General features: G+C 62.6%; 22 protein-coding genes and 1 pseudogene. 18 read left to right on the forward strand and 5 right to left on the reverse strand.

Annotation, left to right across the window (positions count from 1 at the left end; all coding sequences use genetic code 11):
- The first annotated feature begins 7 nt into the window (after window positions 1-7).
- On the forward strand, window positions 8-3,370 hold the full coding sequence (gene mscK / locus PSEUDOMOFG3G_RS05765) for a mechanosensitive channel MscK (protein ID WP_139048611.1): 3,363 nt from the start codon (window positions 8-10) through the stop codon (window positions 3,368-3,370).
- A 37-nt stretch (window positions 3,371-3,407) separates the two neighbouring features.
- On the forward strand, window positions 3,408-4,871 hold the full coding sequence (gene selO, locus PSEUDOMOFG3G_RS05770; protein WP_139048612.1) for a protein adenylyltransferase SelO: 1,464 nt from the start codon (window positions 3,408-3,410) through the stop codon (window positions 4,869-4,871).
- A 124-nt stretch (window positions 4,872-4,995) separates the two neighbouring features.
- On the opposite strand, the gene PSEUDOMOFG3G_RS05775 is transcribed toward selO, so the two are convergent.
- The 4 genes and pseudogenes from PSEUDOMOFG3G_RS05775 to PSEUDOMOFG3G_RS05790 all read right to left on the reverse strand — a co-directional run bounded on the left by PSEUDOMOFG3G_RS05775 (window position 4,996) and on the right by PSEUDOMOFG3G_RS05790 (window position 7,210).
- Window positions 4,996-5,397 (reverse strand): type II toxin-antitoxin system HigA family antitoxin, encoded by a 402-nt coding sequence (locus tag PSEUDOMOFG3G_RS05775; RefSeq protein WP_076382957.1) that lies wholly within the window; start codon window positions 5,395-5,397, stop codon window positions 4,996-4,998.
- Window positions 5,394-5,691, reverse strand: a pseudogene (locus tag PSEUDOMOFG3G_RS05780) (type II toxin-antitoxin system HigB family toxin). Before PSEUDOMOFG3G_RS05780 ends, PSEUDOMOFG3G_RS05775 begins: the two are co-directional and overlap by 4 nt.
- Before the next feature lie 165 nt (window positions 5,692-5,856).
- Window positions 5,857-6,138, reverse strand: a complete 282-nt coding sequence (locus PSEUDOMOFG3G_RS05785) for a hypothetical protein (protein ID WP_139048613.1) — start codon at window positions 6,136-6,138, stop codon at window positions 5,857-5,859.
- 166 nt (window positions 6,139-6,304) lie between these two features.
- Window positions 6,305-7,210, reverse strand: a complete 906-nt coding sequence (locus tag PSEUDOMOFG3G_RS05790) for a LysR family transcriptional regulator (protein WP_188252209.1) — start codon at window positions 7,208-7,210, stop codon at window positions 6,305-6,307.
- Window positions 7,211-7,366: 156 nt separating this feature from the next.
- On the opposite strand from PSEUDOMOFG3G_RS05790, the gene ycaC reads away from it, so the two are divergent.
- Together ycaC and trxC are read left to right on the forward strand one after the other, a co-directional pair.
- Window positions 7,367-7,993 carry an isochorismate family cysteine hydrolase YcaC gene (ycaC, locus tag PSEUDOMOFG3G_RS05795; RefSeq protein ID WP_047225933.1) on the forward strand — a complete coding sequence of 209 codons (627 nt, stop codon included), beginning with the start codon at window positions 7,367-7,369 and terminating at the stop codon, window positions 7,991-7,993.
- A gap of 173 nt (window positions 7,994-8,166) precedes the next feature.
- Window positions 8,167-8,589 carry a thioredoxin TrxC gene (gene trxC / locus PSEUDOMOFG3G_RS05800; protein ID WP_171061286.1) on the forward strand — a complete coding sequence of 141 codons (423 nt, stop codon included), beginning with the start codon at window positions 8,167-8,169 and terminating at the stop codon, window positions 8,587-8,589.
- A gap of 122 nt (window positions 8,590-8,711) precedes the next feature.
- On the opposite strand, the gene PSEUDOMOFG3G_RS05805 is transcribed toward trxC, so the two are convergent.
- Window positions 8,712-9,482: a ParA family protein gene (locus PSEUDOMOFG3G_RS05805; protein ID WP_047225935.1), complete on the reverse strand. Its 771-nt coding sequence runs from the start codon at window positions 9,480-9,482 to the stop codon at window positions 8,712-8,714.
- A 359-nt stretch (window positions 9,483-9,841) separates the two neighbouring features.
- Here PSEUDOMOFG3G_RS05805 and PSEUDOMOFG3G_RS05810 point away from each other — a divergent pair, with 359 nt between their 5' ends.
- The 14 genes from PSEUDOMOFG3G_RS05810 to PSEUDOMOFG3G_RS05875 all read left to right on the forward strand — a co-directional run bounded on the left by PSEUDOMOFG3G_RS05810 (window position 9,842) and on the right by PSEUDOMOFG3G_RS05875 (window position 23,150).
- On the forward strand, window positions 9,842-10,561 hold the full coding sequence (locus PSEUDOMOFG3G_RS05810; RefSeq protein ID WP_076386490.1) for a beta-ketoacyl synthase chain length factor: 720 nt from the start codon (window positions 9,842-9,844) through the stop codon (window positions 10,559-10,561).
- Window positions 10,537-11,346 carry a 1-acyl-sn-glycerol-3-phosphate acyltransferase gene (locus PSEUDOMOFG3G_RS05815; protein WP_047225936.1) on the forward strand — a complete coding sequence of 270 codons (810 nt, stop codon included), beginning with the start codon at window positions 10,537-10,539 and terminating at the stop codon, window positions 11,344-11,346. The genes PSEUDOMOFG3G_RS05810 and PSEUDOMOFG3G_RS05815 overlap by 25 nt, the downstream gene beginning before the upstream one ends.
- Window positions 11,327-11,587, forward strand: coding sequence for a phosphopantetheine-binding protein (locus PSEUDOMOFG3G_RS05820; RefSeq protein WP_047225937.1), 261 nt, complete (start codon window positions 11,327-11,329; stop codon window positions 11,585-11,587). Before PSEUDOMOFG3G_RS05815 ends, PSEUDOMOFG3G_RS05820 begins: the two co-directional genes overlap by 20 nt.
- A 9-nt stretch (window positions 11,588-11,596) precedes the next feature.
- Window positions 11,597-11,851, forward strand: coding sequence for an acyl carrier protein (locus PSEUDOMOFG3G_RS05825; RefSeq protein ID WP_030140951.1), 255 nt, complete (start codon window positions 11,597-11,599; stop codon window positions 11,849-11,851).
- Entirely contained in the window at window positions 11,848-12,393 is a 546-nt protein-coding gene (locus PSEUDOMOFG3G_RS05830) for a membrane protein (RefSeq protein ID WP_047225938.1), read from the forward strand. Before PSEUDOMOFG3G_RS05825 ends, PSEUDOMOFG3G_RS05830 begins: the two co-directional genes overlap by 4 nt.
- Window positions 12,390-14,069, forward strand: coding sequence for an AMP-binding protein (locus PSEUDOMOFG3G_RS05835; RefSeq protein WP_139048614.1), 1,680 nt, complete (start codon window positions 12,390-12,392; stop codon window positions 14,067-14,069). The genes PSEUDOMOFG3G_RS05830 and PSEUDOMOFG3G_RS05835 overlap by 4 nt, the downstream gene beginning before the upstream one ends.
- A gap of 161 nt (window positions 14,070-14,230) precedes the next feature.
- The gene (locus PSEUDOMOFG3G_RS05840) at window positions 14,231-14,965 is read left to right on the forward strand and encodes a glycosyltransferase family 2 protein (protein ID WP_139048615.1); all 735 of its coding nucleotides are present in this window, start codon (window positions 14,231-14,233) and stop codon (window positions 14,963-14,965) included.
- Window positions 14,962-15,906 (forward strand): glycosyl transferase, encoded by a 945-nt coding sequence (locus PSEUDOMOFG3G_RS05845; RefSeq protein WP_047225941.1) that lies wholly within the window; start codon window positions 14,962-14,964, stop codon window positions 15,904-15,906. The genes PSEUDOMOFG3G_RS05840 and PSEUDOMOFG3G_RS05845 overlap by 4 nt, the downstream gene beginning before the upstream one ends.
- Window positions 15,887-17,431, forward strand: a complete 1,545-nt coding sequence (hutH, locus tag PSEUDOMOFG3G_RS05850) for a histidine ammonia-lyase (RefSeq protein WP_047225942.1) — start codon at window positions 15,887-15,889, stop codon at window positions 17,429-17,431. Before PSEUDOMOFG3G_RS05845 ends, hutH begins: the two co-directional genes overlap by 20 nt.
- On the forward strand, window positions 17,424-17,849 hold the full coding sequence (locus tag PSEUDOMOFG3G_RS05855; RefSeq protein ID WP_139048616.1) for a thioesterase family protein: 426 nt from the start codon (window positions 17,424-17,426) through the stop codon (window positions 17,847-17,849). Before hutH ends, PSEUDOMOFG3G_RS05855 begins: the two co-directional genes overlap by 8 nt.
- Window positions 17,846-18,439 carry an outer membrane lipoprotein carrier protein LolA gene (locus tag PSEUDOMOFG3G_RS05860; protein WP_139048617.1) on the forward strand — a complete coding sequence of 198 codons (594 nt, stop codon included), beginning with the start codon at window positions 17,846-17,848 and terminating at the stop codon, window positions 18,437-18,439. Before PSEUDOMOFG3G_RS05855 ends, PSEUDOMOFG3G_RS05860 begins: the two co-directional genes overlap by 4 nt.
- On the forward strand, window positions 18,423-20,762 hold the full coding sequence (locus PSEUDOMOFG3G_RS05865; protein ID WP_139048618.1) for an MMPL family transporter: 2,340 nt from the start codon (window positions 18,423-18,425) through the stop codon (window positions 20,760-20,762). Before PSEUDOMOFG3G_RS05860 ends, PSEUDOMOFG3G_RS05865 begins: the two co-directional genes overlap by 17 nt.
- Window positions 20,759-21,916 (forward strand): sodium:proton antiporter, encoded by a 1,158-nt coding sequence (locus PSEUDOMOFG3G_RS05870; RefSeq protein WP_139048619.1) that lies wholly within the window; start codon window positions 20,759-20,761, stop codon window positions 21,914-21,916. Before PSEUDOMOFG3G_RS05865 ends, PSEUDOMOFG3G_RS05870 begins: the two co-directional genes overlap by 4 nt.
- Window positions 21,903-23,150 (forward strand): NAD(P)/FAD-dependent oxidoreductase, encoded by a 1,248-nt coding sequence (locus PSEUDOMOFG3G_RS05875; protein ID WP_139048620.1) that lies wholly within the window; start codon window positions 21,903-21,905, stop codon window positions 23,148-23,150. The genes PSEUDOMOFG3G_RS05870 and PSEUDOMOFG3G_RS05875 overlap by 14 nt, the downstream gene beginning before the upstream one ends.

Raw genomic sequence — 23,150 nt, forward strand, 5'->3', positions numbered from 1 at the left:
GGTCTCTATGCCTACCCTGCGCTCCTTTTTAACCATTGCCCTGCTGGGCCTGAGTCTTTCCGTCTGCCCACTGCAAGCCGCCGAACCGCTCACCAGCGCTTCGGTCCAGGCCAGCCTGGACAAAATCGCTGACCGCAAACTGCCGGAAGCCGAGCAGAAGGCCTTGCAGGAGACCCTGCAAAAGACCTTGGCACAGCTCACCAGCAAGGCCGAATACGAGGAGAAGCTGGTCGATCTCAAACAGCAGCTGGCCAGTGCCCCCAAGCAAAACATTGAAAACCAGCGCGAGCTGGCCCGGCTCAAGAGCACCCCCGTGGTGCCGGTGGCACAGCGTTACGCCAACCTGCCGGTGCCCCAGCTCGAACAGATGCTGACGGACCGTTCCACCCAGCAGAGTGACCTGCAAAAAGCCCTGGCCGATGCCAACAGCCTGATCATCACCGCCCAGACCCGCCCCGAGCGCGCCCAGGCCGAAATCGCCAGCAGCCAGACCCGCATCCAGCAGATCAACACCATCCTCAAGACGGGCAAGGATGCCGGTAAAACCCTGAACGGCGAACAGCGCGACCAGCTCAACGCCGAACTGGCCGCACTCAATGCCCTGATTCCGTTGCGGCGCCAGGAGCTGGCCGGCAACAGCCAGTTGCAAGACCTGGGCAACAGTCAGCACGACTTGCTGACGGAAAAGATCGACCGCATGGAGCAGGAAATCCAGGACCTGCAGACGCTGATCAACCAGAAGCGCCTGGCCCAGTCCCAGGAAACGGTGACCCAGCAATCCATCGAAGCCCAGAAGGCCGGCGGCAGCAGCCTGCTGGCGACCGAAAGCACGGCCAACCTGAAACTTTCCGACTATCTGCTCAAAAGCACCGACCGCCTCAATGAGGTCACCCAGCAGAACCTGCAGACCAAGCAACTGCTGGACAGCGTTACCCAGACCGACGCGGCCCTGGACGAGCAGATCAGCGTACTCAAGGGCAGCCTGCTGCTGTCCAAGATTCTCTACAAACAGCGCCAAACCCTGCCGCGCCTGGAACTGGACAAGAATCTGGCGGACCAGATTGCCGACATCCGCCTGTACCAGTTCGAAGTCAGTCAACAACGCGAACTGCTGAACAACCCAAGCGCCTATGTCGACAATCTGCTGGCCTCGCAGCCTGCCGAGCAAGTCACGCCGCAACTGCGCAAGACCTTGCTGGAACTGGCCCTGACCCGGGTCGATCTGCTGGAACGGCTCAATCGCGAGTTGAGCGCGGTGCTTAACGAATCCATCACCTTGCAGCTCAACCAGAAGCAACTGCTCAGTACCGCCCAAAACTTGCGGGCGACCCTGGAAGAGCAAATGTTCTGGATTCCCAGCAACAAGCCGCTGGATTTCGAATGGATGCGTGGCGTGCCGGCGCGTCTGGAAAAACAGGTCGACTCGCTACCCTGGGCCTCGAGTCTCAGTGAGCTGGCGGACGGCCTGACCCAGCGGCCGCTGCTGTTCCTGCCCCTGGCGCTGCTCATCGGTGCACTGCTGTGGCGACGCAAGAATCTGTATGCCCGGTTGAACAAGGTTCACCAGGACGTCGGCCACTTCAAGCGTGACAGTCAGTGGCACACCCCCCAGGCGATTCTGATCAATATCCTGCTGGCAATGCCGGTAGCCCTGGCGCTGGCCCTGTGCGGCTACGCCCTGCAGATCGACGCCCGGGGCCAGAACGCCAACCTCGGCGCGGCGCTGCTGCAGATCGGCCAGGCCTGGCTGGTGTTCTATACCGCCTATAGGGTGCTGGCGCCCGGTGGCGTGGCCGAGTTGCATTTCCGCTGGGAAAAACCCCAGGTCGAATTCCTCCAGGGCTGGATCCGCCGGCTCGGGCTGGTGGTACTGGCGCTGGTTGCGGTGGTGGCCGTGGCCGAATTGCAACCCTCGGCCCTGGCCGACGATGTATTGGGCATGCCGGTGGTGCTGACCTGCTACGCCCTGATGGCCTGGCTGCTCAGCCGCCTGTTGCTCAGCAGCCCGACCCACCAGAACACCTCGCTGTTCCGCAAGGCCGTCGGGGTGATGTTCACCGCGCTGCCAATCGCCTTGTTCGTAGCGGTGTGCTTCGGCTACTACTACACCGCGCTCAAACTCAGCGACCGACTGATCAATACCCTGTACCTGCTGATGTTCTGGCTGGTGATCGAGGCCACCTTCGTGCGCGGCCTGTCCGTCGCGGCGCGGCGCCTGGCCTACCAGCGCGCCCTGGCCAAGCGTCAGGCGACCAAGGAAGCCGGTGATGGCGAAGCAGTGGTCGAGGAGCCGACCCTGGACATCGAAAAGGTCAACGAACAGTCCCTGCGCCTGATCCGCCTGGCGCTGCTGGGCGGTTTCATCGCCGCGCTGTACTGGGTCTGGTCGGACCTGATCAGCGTGTTCTCCTACCTGGACAACATCACCCTCTACGAGTACACCAGCGGTACCGGCGCCACCATGAGCATGGTGCCCATCAGCATCGGTGACATGCTCGGCGCCCTGATCATCATCGGCATCACCTTCGCCCTGGCACGTAACCTGCCGGGACTTTTGGAAGTGTTCGTCCTGTCCAAGCTCAACCTGGCCCAGGGCAGCGCCTATGCCGCCACCACGCTGCTGTCCTATGTGATCGCCGGCATCGGCTTCGTCACCACACTGTCCACCCTGGGCGTGAGCTGGGACAAGCTGCAATGGCTGGTGGCCGCGCTCTCAGTCGGCCTGGGCTTCGGCATGCAGGAAATCTTCGCCAACTTCATCTCCGGGATCATGATCCTGTTCGAACGTCCGGTGCGGATCGGCGACACCATCACCATTGGCAACCTGTCGGGCACGGTCAGCAAGATCCGTATCCGTGCCACCACCATCACCGACTTCGACCGTAAAGACATCATCGTTCCGAACAAAACGTTCATCACCGGACAGTTGATCAACTGGTCGCTGACCGACACCGTCACCCGAGTAACCCTCAAACTGGGTGTCGACTACGGATCAGACCTTGATCTGGTCAAGGAACTGCTGCTCAAGGCTGCCCGCGAGAACCCGCGCGTGCTGAAAGAACCAGAACCACTCGTGTACTTCCTCAACTTCGGGGAGAGTACCCTGGACCATGAGCTGCGCATGCATGTGCGCGACCTGGGTGACCGCAATCCTGTGCTGGACGAGATCAACCGGTTCATCAGTCGCGAATTCAAGAAGCAGAACATCAGCATTGCGTTCCGGCAGGTAGAAGTTTCCTTGAAAAATCTTCAAGGCCTCGAATACAAGCTGACACCTGTCTTGCCTGGAGACAAAACCGCGACGCCTGAGCCTCCCCTCACGCCAGGGCCCAAGTCCTTGCCAGAGCCGCCGGCAGCCACCCTCGACTGATCGCGCGAAGCCTGCGGGCATCGCGCCGGAGACGGCCATGAAAACCCTGGAAACATTGACCTTCGATAACCGCTTCGCCCGTCTTGGCGACGGTTTCTCGGCCCACGTGCTACCCGAGCCCATCGACAATCCCCGGCTGGTCGTTGCCAGCGACCAAGCCATGGCATTGCTGGACCTGGACCCAGTCGAAGCCCAGGCGCCGCTGTTCGCCGAGCTGTTCGGCGGACACAAGCTGTGGGCTGAAACCGAGCCCCGGGCGATGGTGTATTCGGGGCACCAGTTCGGCCATTACAACCCACAACTGGGGGACGGCCGCGGGTTGCTACTGGGGGAGGTATACAACGAGGCCGGGGACCACTGGGACCTGCACCTCAAGGGTGCCGGCCAGACACCGTTCTCACGCATGGGCGATGGACGGGCGGTATTGCGCTCCTCGATCCGCGAGTTCCTGGCGTCCGAAGCGCTGCACGCCCTGGGCATACCGACTACACGCGCCTTATGCGTGATCGGTTCCGACACCCCGGTATGGCGCGAAAAGCAGGAGCGCGCCGCCATGGTGTTGCGTATGGCGCCGAGCCATGTGCGCTTCGGGCATTTCGAATACTTCTACTACACCAAAAAGCCCGAGTTGCATGCCACCCTCGCGGAGCATGTGCTGAACATGCACTTTGCCGAGTGCTGCGAACAACCGGAGCCGTACCTGGCGATGTTCCGCGAAATCGTCGAGCGCAACGCCGAACTGATCGCCAAATGGCAAGCCTACGGCTTCTGCCACGGTGTGATGAACACCGACAACATGTCGATCCTGGGCATCACCTTCGATTTCGGGCCGTTCGCCTTCCTCGACGACTTCGACGCCAACTTCATCTGCAACCACTCCGACGACCAGGGCCGCTACTCGTTCAGCAACCAGGTGCCAATCGGCCAATGGAACCTCAGCGCACTGGCCCAGGCCCTGACGCCGTTCATCAGCGTCGAGGCCCTGCGTGAAACACTCGGTTTGTATTTGCCGCTGTACCAGGCCCACTACCTGGACCTGATGCGCCGCCGCCTGGGCCTGACCAGCGCCGAGGAGGATGACCAGAACCTGGTGGAGCGCCTGCTGCAATTGATGCAAAACAGCGGCGTCGACTACAGCCTGTTCTTCCGCCGGCTAGGCGATCAGTCCCCCGAACAGGCCGTCGCCGCCCTGCGTGATGACTTCGTCGACCTCAAGGGCTTCGACGCCTGGGGCGAGCTATACGTTGCCCGCGTCAGCCGCGAAGGCCCTGTCGATCAAGACCTGCGTCGCGTCCGCATGCACGCGGTGAACCCACTGTATGTGCTGCGCAACTACCTGGCGCAGAAAGCCATCGACGCCGCCGAGGCAGGCGACTACGAAGAAGTCCGCCGCCTGCACACCGTCCTGAGCAGGCCGTTCGAAGAACAGCCGGGCATGGACAGCTACGCGCAACGCCCGCCGGAGTGGGGCAAACATCTGGAGATCAGTTGTTCGTCGTAAAACCTTCGGTCTTGCGAGGGCAAGGCATGTGGGAGCATGGCTTGCCCGCGATGAAAGCAACTCGGTCTTCGCCAAAAACCGAGGAGCCTGTATCGCGAGCAAGCTTTGCTCCCACAGCGACCCGTCAAATAAAGGTTTCAACCGACACGCCGAAGCGCCCCGCCAGCCAGCGGATCTGCCTCAAGTTGAGCTGGCGCTTGCCGCTCAACACCTCCGATACCACCGACTGGGTGCCGACGCCCGGCAAGTCGCTCTGGCTCATCCCATGCTCGCGCATCAGGTAGCGAAGTGTCTCGACGCCGCTGGCCTTGGGCATTGGCCGATGTTGGTGATCCCAAGCCTCGATCCATTCGCCGATGATGTCCACCAGGCTCATAAGGGGATGGGCTTCGTCTTCACCAATCAATTCCAGCAATTCATCGAGAGCTGCGACCAACCGGTCGTAGTCCTCCTCGTTCCTGGGTTTGCGCAGCAGGGGCGACACAAACTCCCAATGGGCGGCGACTTGTTCGATTAGTGCACTCATCCCTTTTCCTCCTTCCACTTGCCTCTGTCGTATTCCTGATGATCCAGCACGCATTTGATGTACAAGCGCTGAGGCCGATAGCGAACCACGGCAACCAGTCGCAATTTATTGCCACCAATATCGAACACATGTAGCGGACCGACCTTGTCGGTTGCGGGAAAAATGGATTTCATCGCAGCGAAGTCAGCCGGGCTGGTGCGTTTGACAAGCCGATACCATTGATCCAGCGAATTGGCGCAGCGCGGCCATTTTTTCCTTGGCCTCCCAGATGCGCTTCTCAGTGATCACATGCATGCAATGTCCTTATCGCATTTTGCTATGGAGGAGTTAAACACAGATCGGACGCATCGCAAATTGCGATAGAGCCAAATAGACAGAAGGTTGCCGAAGTGCTTTTTTAGCCTAGTCACTCAAGGCTTCAAGACTTCGGCAAAAAATGTGAGCGGATGTGAGCCCTGCTCACCCCACCTTATCGTTGCCCTGCTCAGGCGTCTCGATGCCCGGTTCTGCCTCGCCACTCTCTGCTTCACCAGCCGGTTTGGCCGGCGGTTTTTCCTCGGGGTAGCCGGGCATGCCGCGGGCGTCTTCGGGAGTCAGTTCATCCCGTTCGTGGCGACGGTCGATGGCGTAGGACGGGGCGGCGTTCGGGTCTTCGTCGCGGCCGGCAGTGCCGAGTACGAAGCCGTCGTCGTTAGGGTTCGTTGGTGCCTGGGGGATGGTCGGGTCTTGAGGATTGCTCATGGGGCCTCCTGGGTTGCGAACAGGTGCTGTGTGTTTTTTTGAGGGCCTGGGGGGTTTTCAGTGCGGCGCACCTGATGAATGGCAGTCTTGATAAATGTCCTGGGAAAATGCCTGGATTGTGAGCCCGCTCCCACAAGGGAAATCCGGTGGTAATGCTGCCTGCGCCCTACGCCATATCACTCTGGCTGAATTCTTCGGCCAGAAAATCAATCAGCGTGCGCACCGACGGCAGCAACCCGCGCCGGGAGGCGAAGATCGCATGGACGATCCCGCACTTGGGCGTCCAGCCCGGTACCAATTCCACCAGCCGGCCAGCAGCCAGGTCTTCGCGCACCACCACGGCGGGCAGATGAGCGATGCCGATACCCGCCAGTACCGCGTGACGCAGGGCCAGCAGGTCATCGGTGACCATGCGTGGTTCATGGCGAATCAACGCGCTGGCGCCGTCCGGGCCGAACAATTCCCACTGGTATTCACGCTGCGCCGCCCCCCAGTGCACGCTCGGCAAACCGTGCAGGTCCGCCGGTGAAGCGGGTGAGGACAGGCGCTCGCGGTAGGCCGGGCTGCCTACCAGGCACTGGGTGCTGTTGCCCAGTACTTTCATGACCATGTCGGTGTTTTCCAGCGGCGGAAAGCGTACCCGCAACGCGATATCGAACCCCTCATGGATCAGGTCGACCCGGCGGTTGGTGCTCTCAATGAACAACTCCACCCGTGGGTACTTGAGCATGTAGCGGGTCAGCATCGGCCCGACCCAGCTGTTGAGCAACGCTGTCGGGCAACTGATACGCACCAGGCCCTGGGGCTCGGAGCGGTTGCGCTCGATCACTTCGGCCGCGCTCTCGGCCTCGACCCGCATCGCCAGGCAGCGCTGGTAGTAGGCCTGGCCGATCTCCGTCAACGAGCAATGACGACTGGAGCGATGGATCAACCGCACCCCAAGGCGTTCTTCCAGTTGGGCAATGCGCCGGCTGAGCTTCGATTTGGGCATGTCCAGCGCTCGGCCGGCGGCGGCGAAACCGCCGTGCTCGACCACTTGGGTGAAGTAGTAAAGCGTGTTGAGGTCTTCGATGATCGTTCTCCAAATAGAACGCTAAGGCTGATTTTTGCAGTCTAGCGCATCAAAGGTGCCAGTTTTAATCTATGTCCATCGCTTAGCAACACACCAACACTGAAAACTTTAACCACGCCGAACCGTTCGGCAGCCAAAACTTAGAGGACTAACGCCATGACCACTTCCTACAAGCGTCTCGACAAAGATAACGCCGCCGTTCTGCTGGTGGACCACCAGGCTGGCCTGCTGTCGCTGGTGCGTGACATCGACCCGGACCGCTTCAAGAACAACGTGCTGGCCCTGGCCGACCTGGCCAAATACTTCGAGCTGCCGACCATCCTCACCACCAGTTTCGAAACCGGCCCCAACGGCCCGTTGATGCCCGAGCTCAAGAGCCTGTTCCCGGACGCGCCGTACATCGCCCGCCCCGGCCAGATCAACGCCTGGGACAACGAAGATTTCGTCAAGGCGATCAAAGCCACCGGCAAGAAGCAACTGATCATCGCCGGCGTCGTCACGGAAGTCTGTGTAGCCTTCCCGGCACTGTCGGCCCTGGCCGAAGGTTTCGAGGTGTTCGTGGTCACCGATGCCTCTGGCACCTTCAACGAGCTGACCCGTCAATCGGCCTGGGACCGCATGTCCTCCTCGGGTGCGCAATTGATGACCTGGTTCGGTCTGGCCTGCGAACTGCACCGCGACTGGCGCAACGATGTGGAAGGGCTGGCGACCTTGTTCTCCAACCACATCCCGGACTACCGCAACCTGATGACCAGCTACAACACGCTGACCAGCGCGAAGTAACCGGCAACGCGTAACCCCTGTGGGAGCGAGCCCGCTCGCGATGACGGCAGGACAGTCAATGACGTATTGACTGTCAGGCCGCAATCGCGAGCAGGCTCGCTCCCACAAGTGTTTGCGGTGTGCTCTACACGGTGGTCAAATCTTTACCAATGATCTTTTCTGGAGTTGTCCCAATGCTGATCCCCTGCCCCCACTGCAACGGGCTCAACCGCATCCCCGCCGAACGCCTGGGCGATGAGCCCAAGTGCGGGCGCTGCAAGGCCCAGGTGTTATTGAGCAAACCGTTCGAACTCAAGCAAGGCGACTACGCCAGCCAGATCAAGGGTGACCTGCCGTTACTGGTGGATGTGTGGGCCGATTGGTGCGGGCCATGCAAATCCTTCGCGCCCGTGTTCGAACAGGCCGCCACGCAACTGGTGGGTAAATGCCGCCTGGCCAAGCTCGACAGCGAAGCCAACCAGCAGCTATCGGCACAGCTGGGGATCCGCTCGATACCCAGCCTGATCCTGTTCAAGGACGGCCGCGAAGTGGCGCGCCAGAGCGGGGCATTGCCGTTGCCGCAGTTGATGAGTTGGTTGCGCGGCCAGGGGATTTGACCTCAGCACTGTGGGAGCGAGCCTGCTCGCGATAGCGGACTGCCTGGCTACCTCTATGTTGAATGTGCCACCGCAATCGCGAGCAGGCTCGCTCCCACAGTGGACTTGTATACGCCAGTCAATCAGGCGCTTTCCAGCAAGCTATGCAACTCCATGAACTGCTGGGTCAGCTTGTGCCGCGGGTCCAGATGGATCAGGGGCAAGCTCGCCTGATGGGATTCTCGCATGCGCACCGAACTGCTCAGGTACACCGGCAAAACCGGCAAGCCTTCGGCAATGAGTTCGTCAAGGATCTGCTGCGGCAGGCTGGCCCGCGCCTGGAACTGATTGACGACGATGCCTTCGACTTCGAGCCCTTCGTTGTGGTCGTCCTTGAGCTCTTCTATTTCCGCCAACAGACCGTACAACGCCTGACGTGAAAAGCTGTCGCAATCGAAGGGAATCAGCACACGATCAGCGGCGATCAGTGCCGAAACCGCATAGAAGTTCAAGGCGGGCGGGGTATCCAGATAGATCCGGTCGTAATCCTCGCCCAGCTCTTCGAGCAACTTGCGCAGTTTGTTGATCTTGTGTTTCGCCTCAAGCTTGGGTTGCAGATCCGTCAGCTCGGCGGTGGCAGTGATGACGTGCAGGTTGTCGAACGGTGTTTCGTAGATATCCACCTTGTTCTTTTTCGAGAAGGGCCCGGACGACAGGGTTTGCTTGAAGAAATCGGCGATACCCATGGGGATGTCGTCGCCGGTAAGGCCCGTCAGGTATTGAGTCGAATTGGCCTGGGCATCCAGGTCCACCAACAGCGTGCGATACCCCTCGCTGGCACTGACCGCTGCCAGATTGCAGGCGATGCTGGACTTGCCCACGCCACCTTTCTGATTGAATACCACGCGCCGCATGTCAAAACCTCCGTGTATCAAAGATTCCCGAGTGTAGTAGGCCTCGATACCCCTTCGCTACCTTCGCTGCGGATGGACTACGACGCCGGAGGTTTTTTTCCACCCCTGAAGCATCAACTTGGCGCGAGAGTGACAGAAACGTCCGACAGACATACTCGTCATAATCGCGACAATGGCTCTTGTCTGCGCCTGGACGAACGAACCGGTACATTTCGCTGAGCAAAATGTAACCAGCATTTGCTACAAGCCAACCGCACCCGGATAATGCGCGCCACTTGGGTCGCAAGACCATGCAGGGTTGGACGCGGGTCAAACCACTGAACCGTGACAATAAAAGCCCGCAGGGGTGGGGTGTATTTGTGATCAATTTCAACATCGCCCAATGGCGCGCGTGGGCCCCTGGGCTCGAAAGCGTGGACGACTGGCAGGCATGGAGCCGACAGCCGGTCGTGTTGCCCGCCAGCGATGCCGCCCCTGACGTTTCGTTTCTGCCGGCCATGCAGCGCCGTCGCCTCAGTCGCCTGGCGCGGATGGCCTTCAGCGTGGGCTGGCCGCTGGCCGAAGGCCGGTCGAACCTGCCGTTGGTCTTTATTTCCCGTCACGGCGAAACCCCGCGTACTTTTGAGATTCTCAAGGACCTGGCAGCCAACCAACCGTTATCGCCGACTCAATTCAGCCTGTCGGTGCATAACGCCGTGATCGGCCTGTGGTCGATCCTGCGCGGCGAAACCAGCGAAATGACCGCCCTGGCGGCCACGGGCGACGGGCTGGAACACGGGATCCTGGAAGCCGTTGCGCTGCTGAACGAGGGAGCGGCGGCGGTGCTGCTGGTGATCACCGAAGAGCAGCCGCCCCAGGTGTACGCTCCCTGGGTCAACGATGTGCCCTTCCCCTATGCAGTGGGCTTGCTGTTGACTCCAGGCGACGATTGGCAACTGGACCTGTCCACCCAGGCCGGTCAAAGGCCCGCCAGCGACTGGCCCCATGCCCTGGGTTTGTTGCGTACGCTGCTGAACAACCTATCCACCTGCCAACATGCCTGGAAGAATCGTGTATGGACCTGGCAACGCAACCGGTGAACGGTAAACATCGCGACGCCTACTACTGGCGCCTGATCGCGACTGCGGCAAGCTTCGTCCTGTTCGGGCTAGGCGGGCTGTGCCTGCGATTGCTGGTGTTTCCATTGCTGGCCTGGCTGCCCGGCGACGCCCAGGCCCACCGCCTGCGAGCCCGCCGCACTGTGGGGCGATTGTTCTGGTTCTTTATCCGTTTCATGGCCCGCACCGGCGTGCTCACCTATCAGATCGACGGCGCGGAGAAACTCGGTCGCCCCGGGCAAATGATCATCGCCAACCATCCGTCGCTGATCGACGTGGTGTTCCTGATCGGCCTGGTGCGCGACGCCAACTGCGTGGTCAAGCAGAGCCTGTGGGAAAACCCCTTCACCCGCGGCCCGCTGCGTTCGACCCAATACATCAGCAACGACGGCAGCATGGACATGCTTGATGCCGCCAGCGACGCCCTGCAGGACGGCCAGAGCCTGATCGTGTTCCCCGAAGGCACCCGTACTCGGCCAGGCCAACCGCCGGCCTTTCATCGGGGCGCAGCGGCCATCGCGCTGCGAGGTGCGAAAATCCTCACTCCGGTGACCATCAAGGTCAGCCCCACCACTTTGACCAAGGCCGAACCCTGGTATCGCATCCCTCAGCGCCGCGTGCACTTCAGTTTCCACGTGGGGGCCGATATAGATCCACAGGCGTTCGCCGCGCTCGGCCCTGCGCCGCAGGCTTCGCGCAGGCTCAACGATTTTCTGCATCACTATTACATCAAGGAGCTCGCCGAAGATGAGCGATCTGCACCATGACATCAAACAGCTGATCATCGACGCCCTCGGCCTGGAGGACATCAGCACCGACGATATCGGCGACCATCAGACCCTGTTCGGCGAAGGCCTGGGCCTGGACTCGGTGGATGCCCTGGAGCTGGGCCTGGCGATCCAGAGGGAGTACGGGATCAAGATCGATGCCGACGCCAAGGACACCCGCAACCATTTCAGCAATGTGGCAAGCCTTGCGGCCTTCGTCACTGCAAATCGCGTAGCCTGAGACCGGACCATGCAAACTCGTGACGACATTTTCAATACCCTGCGCGATGCTCTGGTCGAGCTTTTCGAGCTGGACCCTGAGCGCGTAACGCTGGAGTCGAACCTGTACCAGGACCTGGAAATCGACAGCATCGACGCGGTCGACCTGATCGACCACATCAAGCGCCAGACCGGCAAGAAGATCGCCGCCGAAGAATTCAAGTCGGTGCGCACCGTGAACGACGTGGTCGAGGCGGTCTATCGACTGGTTCAACCGGCCGCATGACCCGGCTGATTGGCCTCGGCCTGCTGCTGGTGGGCCTGTTGTACCCCTTTGCGGTGTATTTCGGCATGGAGCATTTCGCCCCATGGCAGTTCGGCCTGCTGCTGGGTAGCCTGTGGCTGGCCCGGGCATTGCTCGGTAAAAGCGGGCCCGGCAGCCGCTGGATGGCGGTTACGGCAATTGCCTTCAGTGTTTTGCTCGCGCTGTTCGACAGCCCGCTCCTGCTGCGCTGGTATCCGGTGCTGATCAGCGCCTTCATGCTCGGGCTGTTCGCCCTGAGCCTGAAATACGGTCCGCCGATGGTCGAGCGCCTGGCGCGCCTGCGCGAACCGCAGCTACCGGCCAACGCGGTGGTGTATACCCGCCAGGTCACGGTGGTCTGGAGTGTATTTTTCCTGTGTAACGGCTTGCTCGCCGCCGCCCTGACCCTCTGGGCGCCGCTGAGCTGGTGGATGTTGTACACCGGCCTGATTTCCTACGGATTGATGGGGCTGCTGTTTGCCATTGAATGGCTTATACGACAACGGGTAAGAGGCCGCCCATGAATTGGATAACACTTGAGCAGATGTTGCTCAGAGCCCAGCCGGACCGTGCTGTGGCCGTCGACCCGGCGCTGAGCCACTCGCAACTGCGGGACGCGGCGCTGGGCCTGGCCGCCGGTCTGCAGGCCCGCGGCGTACGGCGCATAGCGGTGCACCTGGAAGACGCCGCCGACCTGGCGGTGGCCCTGCTCGGTGCCTGGCGCGCCGGGGCCAGCGTCTTGCTCCCGGCCGACCTGCAAGCCCAGACCCGCCAGCGCTGGTCGGCGGACGTCGACCTGTGGTTGACCGATCAACCCACGGACATCCGTCTCGACGACCTGCGACAAGCCCCCCTTGAGGCCACTGAACTGGACCTCGATCAGTGCTGGCTGAGCCTGTGCACCTCAGGGTCAAGCGGCGAGCCCAAGCGCATCGAGAAAAATCTGCGTCAGTTGAGCAACGAAGTCCAGGCCCTGGAACAATTGTGGGGCACCGACCTGGGCCCGGCCTGCGTGATCGGCAGCGTCGCCACCCAGCACATCTATGGCCTGCTGTTTCGGGTGCTGTGGCCGCTGTGTGCCGGGCGTACATTCGTGCGCCGGCAACTGGCTTTTCCCGAAGACCTGCAACGCGCCAGCCGTCAGTACCCGGCTTTTGCCTGGGTCGCCAGCCCGGCCTTGCTCAAGCGCATGGGCGATAACCTCGACTGGCCAGCCTTGAGCTGCGTACGCCGGGTATTCTCCTCCGGTGGTGCCTTGCCGACCGAGGCCGCCCAAAGCCTGCACCAGCGGCTGGGGCAATGGCCGACGGAAATCTTTGGCAGTTCGGAAACCGGCGGCATCGCCTGGCGTCAGGGCGCAGGCTTATGGCAGCCCTTCGCCGACGTAAAGCTGAGCCAGGACAGTGACGGCGCCTTGCTGATCGCCTCGCCTTATCTGCCGGCCGGCCATGTGGAACACACCGCCGACGCGGCGCGGATCGCCGGGGATGGACGCTTCGAACTGCTCGGGCGGCTGGATCGCATCGTCAAGCTTGAAGAGAAACGCATCTCCCTGCCCATGCTGGAACAGGCGTTGATCGCCCACGACTGGGTCAGCGAAGCCCGACTGGGGGTGGTCCAGGAAAATCGCGCCTCCCTCGGGGCGCTGCTGGTGCTGAGCGAAAGCGGCCTGCACGCCTTGCGCAACCTGGGTCGACGCGCCGTGACCGAGGCCTTGCGCCGTCACTTGAGCGAACACTGCGAAACCCTCGCCTTGCCTCGGCGCTGGCGCTGGCTGCGGCAGTTGCCGCTCAACGCCCAAGGCAAGCTGCCCCAGGCCGAAGTCGAAGCCCTGCTGATGGCTGCGCGCCCCAAAGCCCCGCAAGTGCTCGAACAGGTCGAAACCGACGGGCAATGGAGCCTGCAACTGCTGGTGCCCCCGGACCTGGCGTATTTCAGCGGCCACTTTCCCACCGCACCGGTCCTCCCCGGCGTGGTGCAGGTCGACTGGGCCTTGAGCCTGGGCCGACAACTGATGGACCTGCCGCCGCGGTTCGTCGGCATGGAAGTGCTGAAGTTCCAGCAACTGATGCGCCCCGGCGATGAAATCCAACTGCACCTGCGTTTCGACCGCGAGCGCGGCAAGCTGTACTTCGCTTATCGCAATGACACGGCGGCCTGTTCGAGTGGGCGGATTGTCCTGGGGGTGGCCGATGATTGATTGCACCGTCCTCCTGTGGCGAGGGAGCTTGCTCCCGCTGGGCTGCGAAGCAGCCCCAAGCGTTTCAAATCGCCGGGCGAGTGCTGCGCACTCGAGCGGGAGCAAGCTCCCTCGCCACAATAAGCGCCCTGTTCACAATGGATCGGTGGAAGGCGCAAACCATGCATAACCCCTGCGCCGTCATCCCGGTCTACAACCACGAAACCGCCGTCGCGACCGTGGTGCAAGCGCTGCTCGCCAACGGCTTGCCCTGCGTGCTGGTGGACGACGCCAGCAGCCCGGCCTGCGCGGCGGTATTGGAGCGGCTGGCCGAGGGCGAACAGGTCCATCTGGTCAGACTGGCGGTCAATCAAGGCAAGGGTGGCGCGGTGATGACCGGTCTGCGGCAAGCGTCGCGCCTGGGCTTCAGCCACGCCCTGCAGGTCGATGCCGACGGGCAACACGATCTTGGCGACGTAAGGAACTTCATCGAGCAATCCCGCGCTCACCCGGAGGCGGTGATCTGCGGTTATCCCCAATACGATGAGAGCGTGCCCAAAGGCCGCTTGTATGCACGCTACCTGACGCATGTCATGGTCTGGATCAACAGCCTGTCCCTGCAAATCCGCGACTCGATGTGCGGGTTTCGGGTCTACCCGTTGCCACCGGTCCTGACGCTGATCGATTCGGCGAACATTGGCAAGCGCATGGATTTCGACTCCGACATCCTGGTGCGCCTGGCCTGGCGCAATCAACCGATGCGCTGGTTGCGTACCCGGGTTCACTACCCCTTGGACGGGGTTTCGCACTTTCGCCTGTTCCACGACAACGTACTGATTTCCAGCATGCACACCCGGTTGTTCTTCGGCATGCTGGTGCGCTCCCCCCTGATTCTCTGGCGACGGTGGCGAACATGAGCCTTGAGACAGACAAGCAGCACTGGGCCGACCGCCAGGAGCGCGGCAGTTTCTGGCTGATGAAACTCACCGCGTTCGCCGCCAAGGTGTTGGGCCGCCGCTTATTGAGCCCGTTGCTCTACGGCATCGTCCTGTACTTCTTCATTTTCGGCCGCAGCGCCCGGCAGGCAGCCTGGCAATACCAGCAGCGCCTGGCCGACTGGAGCGGCCGCACCGAGCTGCGCCCAAGCCATTGGCGAGTGTTCGGGCAGTTCATGGCGTTTGCCGACTCCCTGCTGGACAAGCTCGACGTCTGGAACGGCAAGCTGAGCCTGGAACAGATCGAAATCGTCGATCCGGCATTGCTGCGCAATCACTTGCGCGACGGCCGTGGGCAGATGCTGGTGGGCGCACACCTGGGCAACCTGGAAATGTGCCGGGCCCTGGCCGAGCTGGGCGAGAAAGTGACCATGAACGTGCTGGTGCACACCAAGCACGCCGAACAGTTCAATCGTTTGCTGGGGGAAGCCGGCGCCACGCATCTGCGGCTGATCCAGGTCAGCGAGCTGGACCCGGTGATCATGCTGCAACTGAGCGAACGCCTGGAGCGCGGCGAGTGGCTGGCGATAGCCGGCGACCGCATACCGCTGCACGGCGCACGCACTGTGACCGTGGACTTCATGGGTCGCCCGGCGGCATTTCCCCAAGGGCCCTGGCTGCTGGCCGGGCTGCTCAAATGCCCGATCAACCTGCTGATGTGCCTCAAGCACGAGGGACGCTATCGGGTCACCCTCGAACCCTTCGCCGAGGCCGTGGTGTGGAAACGCAGCGACCGCGAACAGGTCATCACCCATTGGGCCGGCCTCTACGCCCAGCGCCTGGCGCACTATTGCCTCCAGGCACCGCAACAGTGGTTCAACTTTTACCCTTTCTGGAAGACCGATGACGATGCCCACTCTTGAGCCGGTAACCTTCGGCGAACGCCCCTTGCGCATCGAGGACGTACTGGCCCTGGCCAATCGTCAGGTGCAGACGCGGTTGCAGGATGATCCGGCATTCCGCCAGCGCATCGCCAAGGGTGCGCAATTCCTCGACTCTTTGCTGGACAAGGAAGGCGTGATCTACGGCGTGACCACCGGTTACGGCGACTCCTGCGTAGTGGCCGTGCCGTTGCACCACGTCGAGGCCCTGCCCCGTCACTTGTATACGTTCCACGGTTGCGGCCTGGGCAAACTGCTGGACCCGCAGGCCACCCGCGCCGTGCTGGCGGCACGCTTGCAGTCGCTGTGCCACGGCGTGTCCGGGGTGCGCGTGGAGCTGCTGGAGCGACTCCAGGCCTTTCTCGAACATGACATCCTGCCGCTGATTCCGGAAGAAGGCTCGGTGGGCGCCAGCGGGGACCTGACGCCCCTGTCCTACGTCGCCGCCACCCTCTCCGGCGAGCGGGAAGTGATGTTCGCTGGCGAACGCCGCCTGGCCGCCGATGTGCACCGCGAACTCGGTTGGACTCCGTTGGTGCTGCGGCCCAAGGAAGCCCTCGCGCTGATGAACGGCACCGCCGTGATGACCGGCCTGGCCTGCCTGGCCTTCGCCCGCGCCGACTACCTGTTGCAACTGGCAACCCGCATCACCGCGCTGAACGTGGTCGCGCTGCAAGGCAACCCGGAGCACTTCGACGAGCGCCTGTTCGCCGCCAAGCCGCATCCGGGGCAAATGCAAGTGGCCGCGTGGCTGCGCAAGGACCTGGCGATCGACGCCCCCACCGCGCCGCTGCATCGCCTGCAGGATCGCTACTCCCTGCGCTGCGCCCCCCACGTGCTCGGCGTGCTGGCCGACAGTCTGAACTGGCTGCGTTCATTCATCGAAATCGAGCTCAACAGCGCCAACGACAACCCGATCATCGACGCCGAAGCCGAGCGCGTACTGCACGGCGGGCATTTCTACGGCGGGCATATCGCCTTTGCCATGGACAGCCTCAAGAACCTGGTGGCCAACGTCGCCGATCTGCTGGACCGCCAGCTCGCGCTATTGGTCGACGAACGCTACAACCACGGCTTGCCGAGCAACCTGTCCGGCGCCAGCGCCGAGCGAGCGATGCTCAACCATGGCTTCAAGGCGGTGCAGATCGGCACCAGCGCCTGGACCGCCGAAGCCTTGAAAAACACCATGCCGGCCAGCGTGTTCTCGCGCTCCACCGAATGCCACAACCAGGACAAAGTGAGCATGGGCACCATCGCTGCCCGGGATGCGATCCGCGTGCTGGAACTGACCGAACAAGTGGCCGCCGCGACGCTGCTGGCCGCCAACCAGGGCGTGTGGCTGCGCAGCCGTGCCGAAGATGCCCGACCGCTGCCGCCGGCCTTGGCCGACATGCACGAACAATTGGCCGTGGATTTCCCGCCGGTCATCGAGGATCGCGCCCTGGAAGGCGAATTGCGCCTGTGCCTGCAACGCATCGCCGAACAACACTGGAGGCTGCATGCGTAGCCAAGGGGTGTTGCACGTCGAAACGCAGGTCGTGGTGCCGTTTTTCGATGTCGATTCGATGAACGTGGTCTGGCACGGTCATTACGTCAAGTACCTGGAAGTGGCCCGCTGCGCCTTGCTCGACCTGATCGGCCACAACTACAACGACATGCTCGCATCCGGCTATGCGTGGCCGGTGATCGACCTGCAACTGCGCTACGTGCGCAGCGCCGTGTTCGGTCAGACCCTGACCGTGCGCGCCAGCCTGGTGGAATGGGAGAGCCGCCTGAAGATCAATTACCTGATCAGCGACGCAGCCACGGGTGAGCGCCTGACCCGCGCCAGCTCGGTACAAGTCGCGGTGGACGTCGCGAGTCGCGAAATGCTGTTGGCCTCGCCGCGGGTCTTTGTCCAAGCCGTTGAAAGGAAATTACCGTGAAGCGCCTGTTCATCTGGCTGCTGCTGTGGGGCCTGGCGCCCTTTGCCCAGGCGTTCGACTTGCAACAGTTGAGCGAACAACTGGCGCGCCCGGACGTGATCCACGGCCAGTTCATCCAGGAAAAACACCTGCGCGCCCTGCCCCAGCCGCTCACCAGCAAGGGCCGTTTCGTATTGGCAAAAAACCATGGCCTGCTGTGGCTGCTGCAAACCCCGCTGCAGCAGGATTACCGCATCACCCCCCAGGGAATCGCCCGGCGCGATGGCGACACCTGGCAGACACTGCCGAACAAGAGTGCCGGCGCCGAGCAGAATCGGTTGTTCCTTGCGGTGTTACAGGGCGACAGCAGCGGCCTGCAACGGGACTTCGACCTCAGTCTGTCGGGCCAACCGCAGCAGTGGAAGCTCACCTTGACCCCGCGCTCGGTGCTGCTCAAACAAATCTTCAACCAGATCAACATCGATGGCGGCGAACTGGTGCAGCGTATCGAACTGCTGGAAACCCAGGGTGACCGTACCGTGCTGCGCATGCAGGACAGCACCAGCGCGAAAGCCTTGAGCGAAGCGGAGCAACATGACTTTGCCGAGTGAACACAAGCTGCCGCGACTGTTCCTGATTCTGCTGTTGGCGGTGCTGGCGCTGGCCGGTTGGCAGTGGCGCAATGGCGCGCCGCTGTCGGCCAACCTCATGGAGCTGGTGCCCGGTACCGCTCCTGATGCGCTTGAACTCATCGCCGAACAACGTATGCAAGAACCCCTCAACCGCGAGGTGCTACTACTGGTCGGGCACACCGAGCGCCAACAGGCGATCGCTCTGGCGCAAACCCTTGGCGAGCAATGGCAAGCCAGCGGTTTGTTCGACAAGGTCCAGTGGACGTTGCAAGCCGATCTGCCGGCCTTGCGCGCGCAATTGCTCAAGGGGCGACTGGCAATGCTCTCGGCCGCGGATCGGCAACAATTGATCGATCAGCCCCAGGCCTTCATCCAGCAACGGGTGCAGGCGCTCTTCGATCCGTTCAGCGGCTTCAGCCTGGTGCCGAGCCAGGACGACTGGCTCGGCCTGACCGGGCGCATCCAGAACAGCCAGCCCCAACGCGGTGCGATACAGCTGGATGTGGGCAGCGGCGCGCTGATTGCCGAAGCCGACGGCAAACACTGGGTGATGCTGCGGGCCCGCACCCATGGCAACGCTTTCGACATGGACCTGCCGCTGCAAGTGGCCGACCTGTTGCAACGCAGCCGTGATCAGGCGGGCCTGGCCCAAGGGCAATTGCTGGCGGCCAGCGGCCTGCTGTACGCCGCCAGTGGCCAACAACAGGCTTCGCGGGAAATCACCTGGGTGGGCGGCGGGGCGACAATCGGCATTTTGCTGTTGCTGTTGCTGGCCTTCCGACGCTTGCGAGCGTGGCTGGCATTCGTACCGGTACTGGTGGGTATCCTGTTCGGCGCGGTGGCCTGCGTGGCGCTGTTCGGTCGCATGCATGTCATGACCCTGGTGCTGGGTTCCAGCCTGATCGGTGTGGCGGTGGATTACCCGCTGCACTACCTGTCCAAAAGCTGGAGCCTCAAACCGTGGCGCAGCTGGTCGGCCCTGCGCCTGACCCTGCCGGGACTGAGCCTGAGCCTGGCGACCACCTGCATCGGCTACTTGGCCCTGGCCTGGACGCCGTTCCCGGCCCTGACCCAGATCGCGATATTTTCCGCCGCCGGTTTGATCGGTGCTTACCTGACAGCGGTATGTCTCTTGCCGGCACTGCTCAAGGGCGTGGACTTACACCCGGCCCAGTGGCCGCTGCGGCTGTGCGAACACCTGCTCAGGGCGCGCGAAGCGTTGCTGGCGCGGGTGCGAACACCGGTCTTGTTAGGGCTCTTGCTGATCTTCTGCGCCGGCGGCCTCTGGCAACTGACCACGAAAAACGACATTCGCCAATGGATCGGCACGCCTGAGCAGTTGACCGACGAAGCCCAGGCCATCGCCCGTATCACCGGCTTCCAACCCACCAGCCAATTCTTCCTGATCCGCGCCGATAATCAGTCACACCTGCTGGAACGTCAGACGGTGCTCAACGAGCGGCTGGAGCAGTTGATTGGCCTGGAGAAGCTGGAGGGCTACCTGTCGCTGAACCAACTGGTCAGCCCGCCCGCCGAACAGCAGAAAGTGCGTGACGCCCTGGCCCGGTTGCCGGCGGTCTGGCAACCGCTGCTGGACCTGGGAGTGCCGGTCGCCGCACTGCAAGCCGAACTGACGCAATTGCAGGCCTTGCCGGTGACCGACATCGATACCGCACTGGCCGGCCCCCTGGCCGAACCGTACCGCACACTCTGGCTCGGCCCGACGGCGGAGGGCGTGGCGGCGGTGGTCAGCCTGCAAGGCTTGAATGATGCAGCGCTGCTCAGGGTGCAGACGCTGGATCTGCCCGGCGTACAACTGGTCGATCGCCTGGGGGACCTGAACCGGGTCTTTGCCGCCACGCAGGTCAGCGCCGCCGAGTTGAAACTGGCCTCCTGCGTGCTCATCCTGCTGTTATTGACCTGGCCGTTCGGTGTCGGCGGCGCCCTTCGCGTCGTCGCGCTACCGTTGCTGGCGGCGCTGTGCAGCCTGGCGAGCCTCGGCTGGCTGGGCCAGCCACTGACCCTGTTCGGCCTGTTCGGTCTGTTGCTGGTCACCGCCATCGGTGTCGATTACGCGATCCTGATGCGCGAACAGATAGGCGGCGCCGCGGTGAGCCTGCTGGGCACCCTGCTGGCGGCAGTCACCACCTGGTTGTCGTTCGGCCTGTTGGCAGTTTCCAGCACGCCGGCGGTGAGCAACTTCGGCCTGGCGGTCAGCCTGGGGCTGGCCTTCAGTTTCATGCTAGCGCCGTGGGCCGGGCATCAGGCCCACGCGGCAGCGGTTACGGAGCCGGCCCAGTGATCATCCTGATGTTCTGGCTTATGGCCCTGGGGCTGTTCGCGGTGGCGACAGTCATCGGCCGTCGCGTCGGGCTGATCCCGATTGTCAGCCAATTGCTGTTGGCGACGCTTGGCCTGCCGTTGCTGATGTACTTCTGGATCGAACCAGGCTGGCAGCTCAACGGCGCGCAACTGGTGGCGCCGGTGTGGCTGAGCAATCTCTACAGCCTCGCCTTCGCCCTGTTGCTGGGGCACATCCTCAGCGACGTGATCGACCTGCGGCTGGACCGCCAGAGCGTGAAAGTCGCCCTGCCCAGCTTCGGCGTTCCATTCGCCTGCGGTTTGGCGACCGCGCTCTGGCTGCTGCCGCCCCAGCCCTGGATCAGTTCCCTGGCGGTGGGGCTGCTGTTTGCGATCACCGCCATTCCGGTGCTGTACCTGTACCTGCGTCACATCGACTACCCGCCCGCCGCCACACGGCGCCTGGTGCAAACCGCGATTCTGATCGACTTGATCTGCTGGAGCCTGTTCGCCCTGGCCCAAGGCAGCCTGCACCTGGCCAGCCTGTTGCTGCCGTTGGCCGGTGCCTGTGTGCCGCTGCTGTTGCGACTGCTTGGCCTGCGCCAGCCGCTGCTGCACAGCGGGATCTTTTTCGCCTTGCTGGTGGTGGCCGAACACTACCGGCTCAACGCGCTGATTGTCGGCATCGGCTATCTGCTGTGCATGGCCGCGCTCAAGGTGCCGCTGGTGTTACCGCTCAACACGAACTGGATGCAAGGTTTGCAGACCTACCTGGCGATCCCGCTGATCCTCACCTTCGGCATCGTGCAGATCAACGTCCACAGCGCCCTGAGTCGCCTCGACTGGCTCCAGATCGGCGCATTGCTGCTGTTACCCATCGCCAGCAAACTGCTGGGCAACTGGCTGGGACTGGGCTGGGCCGGGGCCTCGTTCCCGGGCGCCAGTCGCTGGCGCGAAAGTGTCTTGCTGAATATTCGCGGCTTGAGTGAAATCGTGTTCCTCAACCTGCTGCTACAACAACAGCTCATCAGCCCGGCGGTGTACTTTGCGCTGATGCTGATGGGCCTGATCGCGACATTGCTGCCGGCCCTGGCCGGCTTCCACCGTATTCCCTCGATTGCCGTCCCGGCCAGGAGCTCCAGTGCCAACAGTTGAAATGGAACGTCGACAGGTCGTCGTCATCGGCGCAGGTCCCTCTGGCGCTATCGCCGCCGCGCTGCTCAAACGCAAGGGCCACGATGTGCTAGTCATCGAGCGCCAGCATTTCCCACGGTTTTCCATCGGCGAAAGCCTGTTGTCCCATTGCCTGGACTTCGTCGAAGAGGCCGGCATGCTCGACGCGGTGAATGCCGCCGGGTTTCAGCGCAAGAATGGCGCGGCGTTCGCCTGGGGCGAGCGCTACAGCGCCTTCGATTTCGGCGATACCTTCAGCAAAGGCAAGCCCACCACCTTCCAAGTGCAGCGCGCCGACTTCGACAAGCTGCTGGCCGATCAGGCGGCGTTGCAAGGTGTCGAGATCCGTTATGGACAGGCCATCACCGGCGCCGACTTCTCACTTGCCAAACCACAACTGGGCGTCCAGCGCGAAGACGGCAGCGCGTATCTCGTCGAGGCCGATTTCGTCCTCGACGCCAGCGGCTATGGCCGGGTCTTGCCACGCCTGCTGGACCTTGAGGCGCCCTCGAACTTTCCGCTGCGCCAGGCGGTGTTCACCCACATCGAAGATTGCATCGATGCCCCAACCTTCGACCGCGAAAAAATCCTTATCACCACTCACCCGACCCAACGCGATGTGTGGTTCTGGACCATCCCGTTCAGCGACGGGCGCTGTTCAGTCGGCGTGGTCGCGGCGGCGGAGCATTTCGCCGGTCGCACTGACGATCTTGACGCTTGCCTGCGCGGCTTCATCGACGAAACACCAAGCCTGGCCGGCGTACTCAGCAACGCGATATGGGACACCCCGGCGCGAACCATCGGCGGCTACTCGGCCAATGTCAAAACGCTGCATGGCCCAGGCTTCGCCCTGCTGGGCAACGCCGCGGAATTCCTCGACCCGGTGTTCTCTTCCGGCGTGACCATCGCCATGCGCTCGGCCAGCATGGCCGCCGGGGTGTTGCATCGGCAGTTGCAAGGAGAAAGCGTGGACTGGCAAAGCGAATTCGCCGAGCCACTCAAACGTGGCGTCGACACCTTCCGCTGCTACGTCGAGGGCTGGTACGCCGGCACCTTCCAGGACGTGATTTTCTACACCGACGGCTCGCCAGACATTCGCCGCATGATCAGCGCGATCCTGGCCGGTTACGCCTGGGATGAGCGCAATCCGTTCGTTAGCGAACCCAAGCGGCGCCTGCGCATGCTGTCGGAAATCTGTGCGAGCCCGGCACCATGA

This window comes from Pseudomonas sp. FG-3G (genome assembly GCF_901007645.1).
GTDB lineage: Bacteria > Pseudomonadota > Gammaproteobacteria > Pseudomonadales > Pseudomonadaceae > Aquipseudomonas > Aquipseudomonas rhizophila.